We start from the raw sequence: 6283 nt of genomic DNA, 5'->3' as shown, positions 1-6283 counted from the left end.
CCTTTTATTTTTACAGCCTTTTCAAACATTTGACGCTCTTTATTTGACTTACGTTGGGGGTAAATTGTCTTTTGTAAAGAGGTTTTACGCTTTTAAGTAAATTGGTTTTCTATTATCTGCTAGATTGCTTTTTTGTTTTTTTGCTAGAAGCTTTTTTGATAATCTCTTCGGTTAAAGAATCTCACCCCCCTCACCCTCACCCTCACCCTCACCCTCACCCTCACCCTCACCCTCACCCTCACCTCCTCACCTCCTCATCGTCTCACCCTCTCATCGCCTCACAACCCTCACAAAAAACCTCTTCCTCCTTTAAAAATTATGAATTATGTTTGCATAGTCTTAACATCTCGTGGTGCGTTATCGGTATCACCTCGTTTGTTCTGGGCTAAAAAAGAGTAATGATTTAGGGATAACCTCCTACTTTTCTTATGGTTTCATTTAGGTATACATACTTTTTCGTGTTGGTTCTTGTTTTGGTATTGAGCTGTACAAAACGGCCAGCGCTTGAATCGTCTCCACGGCGAGCAACTGCTGTAACGGAACAGAGCATCAAACAAAGTTTGGATTTCTACTTGAGTTTAGATACGATTCCGACTTTAGCGCGTAAGGAGTATATTGCGGCTTTTCTTCATCAACAAGATACTGCCTTTACTTCCTCGCCTTATGGTCGTTTCCTAGAGGGATTGCCTTTTTATTATGCCAAAGCACCGGATAGTTTTGCGCCTTATTTTGCACCGGCACTCACCCACTACGCTACGCTAGACTTTTCTTGGAAACGCCTGGTAACCTATACTAAACTACAGCAACAGTTAACGCAACAGGGGGTGGCTACTTCCGACTTTATGGCTTTGCTTTATGCGCAGCTCGACAGTGCGAAACAACGCCCTACTCCCGTGGATTATCAGTTGTATGATTTATTGGCTAAGGCTTATTTTACGCATCGCGATATTCCACAGGCATTGGAATATACAACCTTGCATTTTGAACATCATCCGTTTCAAGGTCATCGCATCACGCAATCTCGTTATTACGATATTTCTTTTTTATTGGCGGCAGAATTAGAGGATAGCACGAAAACACATCAGGCTTTACTTCAATTGAAGAGCCTCTTGCAGCATTCTACGGATTCTATTGCCATAGCGCGGTATTATGATATGGAAGCGCGTTATTTTGCACTGGTTGGCCGCTATGATGAGGCTTTAAAAAGCAGCAAGCGTTACGTTGAAGTGAATGAACAAATCAACCAAATCAATCCTGTTATTTACAACAACTTAGCGACTAGTTTTGAACGAAACAATCAGCTGGATTCGGCTATTTTCTACTACAAGAAAGGGATTGCCGTAGCGCAACAGATGAAAATCAAAGAACAGCACCTCCTCTATGGTGGATTGAGTACGGTATATAAACGCAAAGGGGATTATCAGCAAGCCTTACTTGCCTTGGATTCTTCTTTTGCCCATGTTACGCGCCTAAAGGAGCGAATGAATGCAAATAAGCTAAAAGAGTTAGAGCTGCAATACCAAACAAAGGAAAAGGATGTAGAGATCTCTACCTTAAAGGATAATTTTCAACTCCAACAAAAGAACTTCCAACAGCAACGTTGGATTACCTGGTTGGTTGTCTTTTTTATTATTGGGATATTATCCTATGGTTTAATTCTGTATCGCCAGCGTTTGCTACAGGAAAAAAACAAGCACTTGGCGCTTCAAAACAAGAAAATGCAATTGGAACAACGCATCTTACAGGTGCAGTTGAATCCGCATTTTATCTATAATGCTATTGCGAATTTACAGGGGCTTATCAACCAAGAGAATAAAGCGGTAGCCAATCGTTACCTCATTGCTTTATCCAAGTTGATTCGCCATATTTTAGAGCTGAATCGCCGTGATTTTGTTCCTTTATCGGACGATTTGCAGGCCGTTGAGAATTACCTTCAAGTGCAACAGATGCGTTATAGCAATCGATTCACTTATAGCATTCATACGGAAGATATAGCCGTGGACGATATACTCATCCCTCCGATGTTGTTGCAACCTTTTATTGAAAATGCGATTGAACATGGTTTTCAACATATTGATTATCAAGGCGAGCTTACGCTTACCCTAGATCAACGAGATCAACAATTATTCATCGTTATTCGCGACAATGGCTGTGGATTTCAGCCTATAACGGAAACAGCGAAAAAACAATCGCTTTCCCAAATTATCACGCAAGAGCGTTTGGATGTCTTGTTTCAGGATCAGCCTCAACGCGCATTTTTTAAGCTACGCGAAATTCGAGACACCTCTTCTTCCTCTGGGGTAGAAGTGATCTTGTGCTTACCGCTTATTTATCCTTAATCTCCTCTTATGAAAGTATACATCCTTGAAGACGAAGCTGCTATTTTAAAATACCTCCTAGCTCTAGTTGTTGATATTCCGTACCTTCAACTTGTAGGGTATTCGGACACCATAGCAAAGGCTTATCCGGAGATTAAAGCCTTACAACCCGATTTGATTCTGGCAGATATCCAGTTGAAAGATGGTTGTAGTTTTGAATTATTGCAACAGGTTCACCATCCGAATCTGCAGTTGATTTTCATCACGGCTTATAGTCAATACGCGATTAAAGCGCTGAATCTTGGTGCGTTGGGTTATCTACTGAAACCGGTAGATGATATTGAGTTTACGCAGACCATTGAGCGCTGTTATCAAAAGAAATCTACACAAAAGGTGGAAGAAGTACAGCTGCAAGTGGCGATGGATCATCTGCAGTCATCGGCTTCTCCAAAACGCCTGGCATTAAAAACGTTTCACTTTACGCAAATTGTTTCCATTGCATCGATTATGTATGCGCAAAGTGATAAAGGGTATACTACTTTTTACTTGCAAAATGGCGAAAAACTCATGGTATCGAAAGTATTGAAAGAATATGAAGATTTGTTGTTACCGGAGGATTTTATCCGTTGTCATCAATCGTATTTAGTGAATACGGCTTTTATCAGTAAGTATTACAAAGAGGGCTACTTGGAATTAGTGGACCATACCAACATTCCAGTTTCTGAACGCAAGAAAGAATTGATTCTAGCTTATATTCAACGCATCTCCTAGTCCACTGTAAACGAAAAAATCCTCAATTCCTGCGAATATTAATTCAAGCTGCACGAAAATCAAGAAGCACTTCCTTCTTTGGTCTATCCCTTTACCTTTGCACCCAAGAAAAAGTTGATCGATTGGCGTGTAAGCGTTTCGTATACCCAGAGGAAGAAGAATTATTGTAATGTTACCTACTTAGTCCCCATTTTTCTCTGGTTTACTTCCTTACTTCAATCATCATACAGCTAGTATAGCAGGCTATACTAATGGATAAATGGCTATGAAAACTAAAAATATAAAAATGAGAAAATCAGTTCTTTTAATGGGTTCCATTTTCGCTTGGTTAGCGGTTTCTTGTGGAAGTGATTCGTCAACCATCCACCTACAGGGAGAAAACAATGCAGCCGCTTTACAAACAGCGGTTGAAACAGCATTTCCTTCTGATAAGGTCGTGAGTGAATTGAGTTTATACACTCCTGCATTGGATACGAGGTTGCAATTTATTGCTGTAGATTATTGGGAAGGCGAGGAAGAGTTTCATCAAGTATATGCCTTAAAAGAAGGACTACAAGAGAAATCGGAAACACTTGCTTCTCAAAACATCAAGCGCTTGCCTCAAATTACCCATAAATCAAAAGATCTAGTCTTCACCTTAAAGGATGTTGATTACGCCAAAATGAATGAGAATTTCTTGAAAGGGGTTACACTTATTATGGAGGAATATCCTGAGGGCGCGGATGAAACATACAACAATTTTATCTTACACCGCTATACGTTCAAAGCGGATAAAGAAAACAAAATAAGAGAATCTCTAACGCTTCACGCTAAAAAAGTAGGCGAAAGTGTTAGACAGCATAAACGATCAACTACAACCAATTACTATGAATTTACGTTTGTCGTTTTGGAGAACGGTGAACTTGAATGGAGATAGGACGCAGTTTACAGTTTATTGCTTAAAGTGTAAGGTGAACAGCTGATGGTTGATCGTAAACCGTTTTCGGTGAACGGTTTACAGTAAATGACTAATAGTTAGTAAGGTCTATGCTTTTTTACTCCTCCATCATCTGTCATCCTATTTTGCTCATTATTTTACAATCTATAATTTATTTTAAAAAAACTTTGAAAAAGAATTTTTACGTTTAGGGAGTGCTATAACCTAAACTACAAATTAAAAAACGCGAGATGGTTGACATACTCGCGTTTTTTTATGGGCTTTGTGAGGTTTGTGCTTTGTGAGGTTTGCTCTTTGTGAGGTTTGTACTTTAATCGATAAATCTTACGACTTCACAAACCTCCCAAAAAACAAATCTCATCAATCTCACCTTCTCGCCTTCTTTTTTCCATAATTTATCTTGTTACTTGGCAAATTGCCATTTGCCACTACGGGATTTTACATCTCACCTTCTCACCTCCTTTTTTTCCATAATTTATCTTGTTACTTGCAAATTGCCATTTGCCACTACGGGATTTTACATCTCACCTTCTCACCTCCTTTTTTCCATAATTTATCTTGTTACTTGGCAAATTGCCATTTGCCACTACGGGATTTTACATCTCACCTTCTCATCGCCATTTTTTAAATAATTTGCGCCTTCCCCCGACATCCTAGTTGTTTTTATTTCTCTCTATCAGGCTATTTTTCCTTAAACCAGAAATCTGTAGGTAAGAATGTTCATTCATTTTATCTTGTAAACTGCTCTTTTTTCACATTCTTACGTCAAGAAATGGAAGAAAAACAGGCATTGATTGCTGAAATTCTTATATCAAGTCTGTTTTTTGTGGAATAACGCTTAAATAAAGAATAATCTTTTTACTAAAAAACCCGTTGCTAATTAAAAAAACTCTACCTTTGCTTCGATTTTGGCAATTAAACAAAATTGTATAGCCTGGTAAATTTCATCCACAGCTCTAAACTGTGTTTATTTTTTTCAAACCTTTACTACTGTTTTTGCATTTATCAACCAAAGGATAAATATTTTTTTATTTTCATTCGTAGTAAGTAGGTTTTTCAAAACAACTTTGCAACACACACTCGTTTCTAACAATAGAAACGATTTAAATGATGACTACTAATTTAATAATCAAGTGTTCTTCTTTATCGTTTGCAAAACGATAACAATTTACAAACTAACGAATACCGCAAATATTTGTTCACTTATAATTCAATTAATGGCAGACTCATTTTTTAAGAAAGAAAACAACAAAAAGAAAAAACAAAAGCAAGACGAAAAATTAAAACGCCGCGAGGAGCGTAAACAAAACAACAACAAAGGGAAGGATTTAGAGGATTTATTTGTTTACGTGGATAAGATGGGACAATTAACCCACCTTACTCCGGAAGAACAAGCTGCTCAAGAGAAAAAAGAAGCAGTAAAGATCGAAAAGATTACACAAGAGGAACACGAAGGCATTATCAGCTATGTAACAGATAAAGGATATGCATTCGTTATCGATTCTCAAACAAGAGAAAGCATCTTTCTTCACCAAAATGAATTAAGTGTCCCATTAGAAAAGGGATTAAAGATAAGCTTTAAGCTAGAACAAAGTAAAAACGGAATACGCGCAGTACATGCCGCTAAAAAAGAATAAATTAATTTTAATACATTATGCAACAAGGAACAGTAAAGTTTTTTAATGAAACTAAAGGATTTGGTTTTATCACACCAGACGATAACGGAGCAGATATTTTCGTTCACACTTCAGGTTTAGTTGACCGCATTCGTGAAAACGATGTAGTTACTTACGAAGTTGAAAAAGGTAAAAAAGGATTAAACGCAGTTGAAGTTAGAAGAGTAAGATAATTACACCTAACTTTTACGGTTTTCCCGTAGATGATTAAAAAAAGCCAATCAATGTATGTTGATTGGCTTTTTTTATTGGAAGAGGTTCAAGGGTGGGGCGGTGAGGTTTGCTCTTTGTGAGGTTTGCTCTTTGTGAGGTTTGCTCTTTGTGAGGTTTGCTCTTTGTGAGGTTTGCTCTTTGTGAGGTTTGCTCTTTGTGAGGTTTGCTCTTTGTGAGGTTTGTTCTTTGTGAGGTTTGCTCTTTGTGAGGTTTGTGAAATCGTGGGTTTTATCGATTAAAGAGACAAACTTCACAAAGAAAGCCTCTCTCACCTTCTCACCACCTCACCCTCTCACCAATCTCACCACCTCACCAATCTCACCCTCTCACCAATCTCACCCTCTCACCAATCTCACCCTCTCACCAAT

The 6283-nt window shown here is 38.2% G+C and carries 5 protein-coding genes; all 5 read left to right on the top strand.

Translation table 11 applies throughout. The features are described from left to right. The first annotated feature begins 428 nt into the window (after positions 1–428). Complete coding sequence (locus ACUTSE_RS17960) at positions 429–2339, top strand: histidine kinase (protein ID WP_445641248.1); 1911 nt, start codon at positions 429–431, stop codon at positions 2337–2339. 9 nt (positions 2340–2348) lie between these two features. Continuing rightward, the gene (locus ACUTSE_RS17955) at positions 2349–3089 is read left to right on the top strand and encodes a LytR/AlgR family response regulator transcription factor (protein WP_445641247.1); all 741 of its coding nucleotides are present in this window, start codon (positions 2349–2351) and stop codon (positions 3087–3089) included. 286 nt (positions 3090–3375) lie between these two features. Continuing rightward, complete coding sequence (locus tag ACUTSE_RS17950; RefSeq protein ID WP_445641246.1) at positions 3376–4005, top strand: hypothetical protein; 630 nt, start codon at positions 3376–3378, stop codon at positions 4003–4005. Positions 4006–5243: 1238 nt separating this feature from the next. Continuing rightward, on the top strand, positions 5244–5663 hold the full coding sequence (locus ACUTSE_RS17945; RefSeq protein ID WP_006264932.1) for a cold-shock protein: 420 nt from the start codon (positions 5244–5246) through the stop codon (positions 5661–5663). Positions 5664–5680: 17 nt separating this feature from the next. Next, the gene (locus ACUTSE_RS17940) at positions 5681–5875 is read left to right on the top strand and encodes a cold-shock protein (RefSeq protein ID WP_002991706.1); all 195 of its coding nucleotides are present in this window, start codon (positions 5681–5683) and stop codon (positions 5873–5875) included. Positions 5876–6283 lie beyond the last annotated feature (408 nt).

It is taken from the genome of Myroides sp. TSA_177.3, from assembly GCF_052691955.1.
This window is presented reverse-complemented; position numbering and strand designations above follow the sequence as displayed.

Coding starts and splice junctions, on each gene's coding strand:
- ACUTSE_RS17960 (WP_445641248.1), top strand. CDS start 429: ATGGTTTCATTTAGGTATACATACTTTTTCGTGTTGGTTCTTGTTTTG.
- ACUTSE_RS17955 (WP_445641247.1), top strand. CDS start 2,349: ATGAAAGTATACATCCTTGAAGACGAAGCTGCTATTTTAAAATACCTC.
- ACUTSE_RS17950 (WP_445641246.1), top strand. CDS start 3,376: ATGAGAAAATCAGTTCTTTTAATGGGTTCCATTTTCGCTTGGTTAGCG.
- ACUTSE_RS17945 (WP_006264932.1), top strand. CDS start 5,244: ATGGCAGACTCATTTTTTAAGAAAGAAAACAACAAAAAGAAAAAACAA.
- ACUTSE_RS17940 (WP_002991706.1), top strand. CDS start 5,681: ATGCAACAAGGAACAGTAAAGTTTTTTAATGAAACTAAAGGATTTGGT.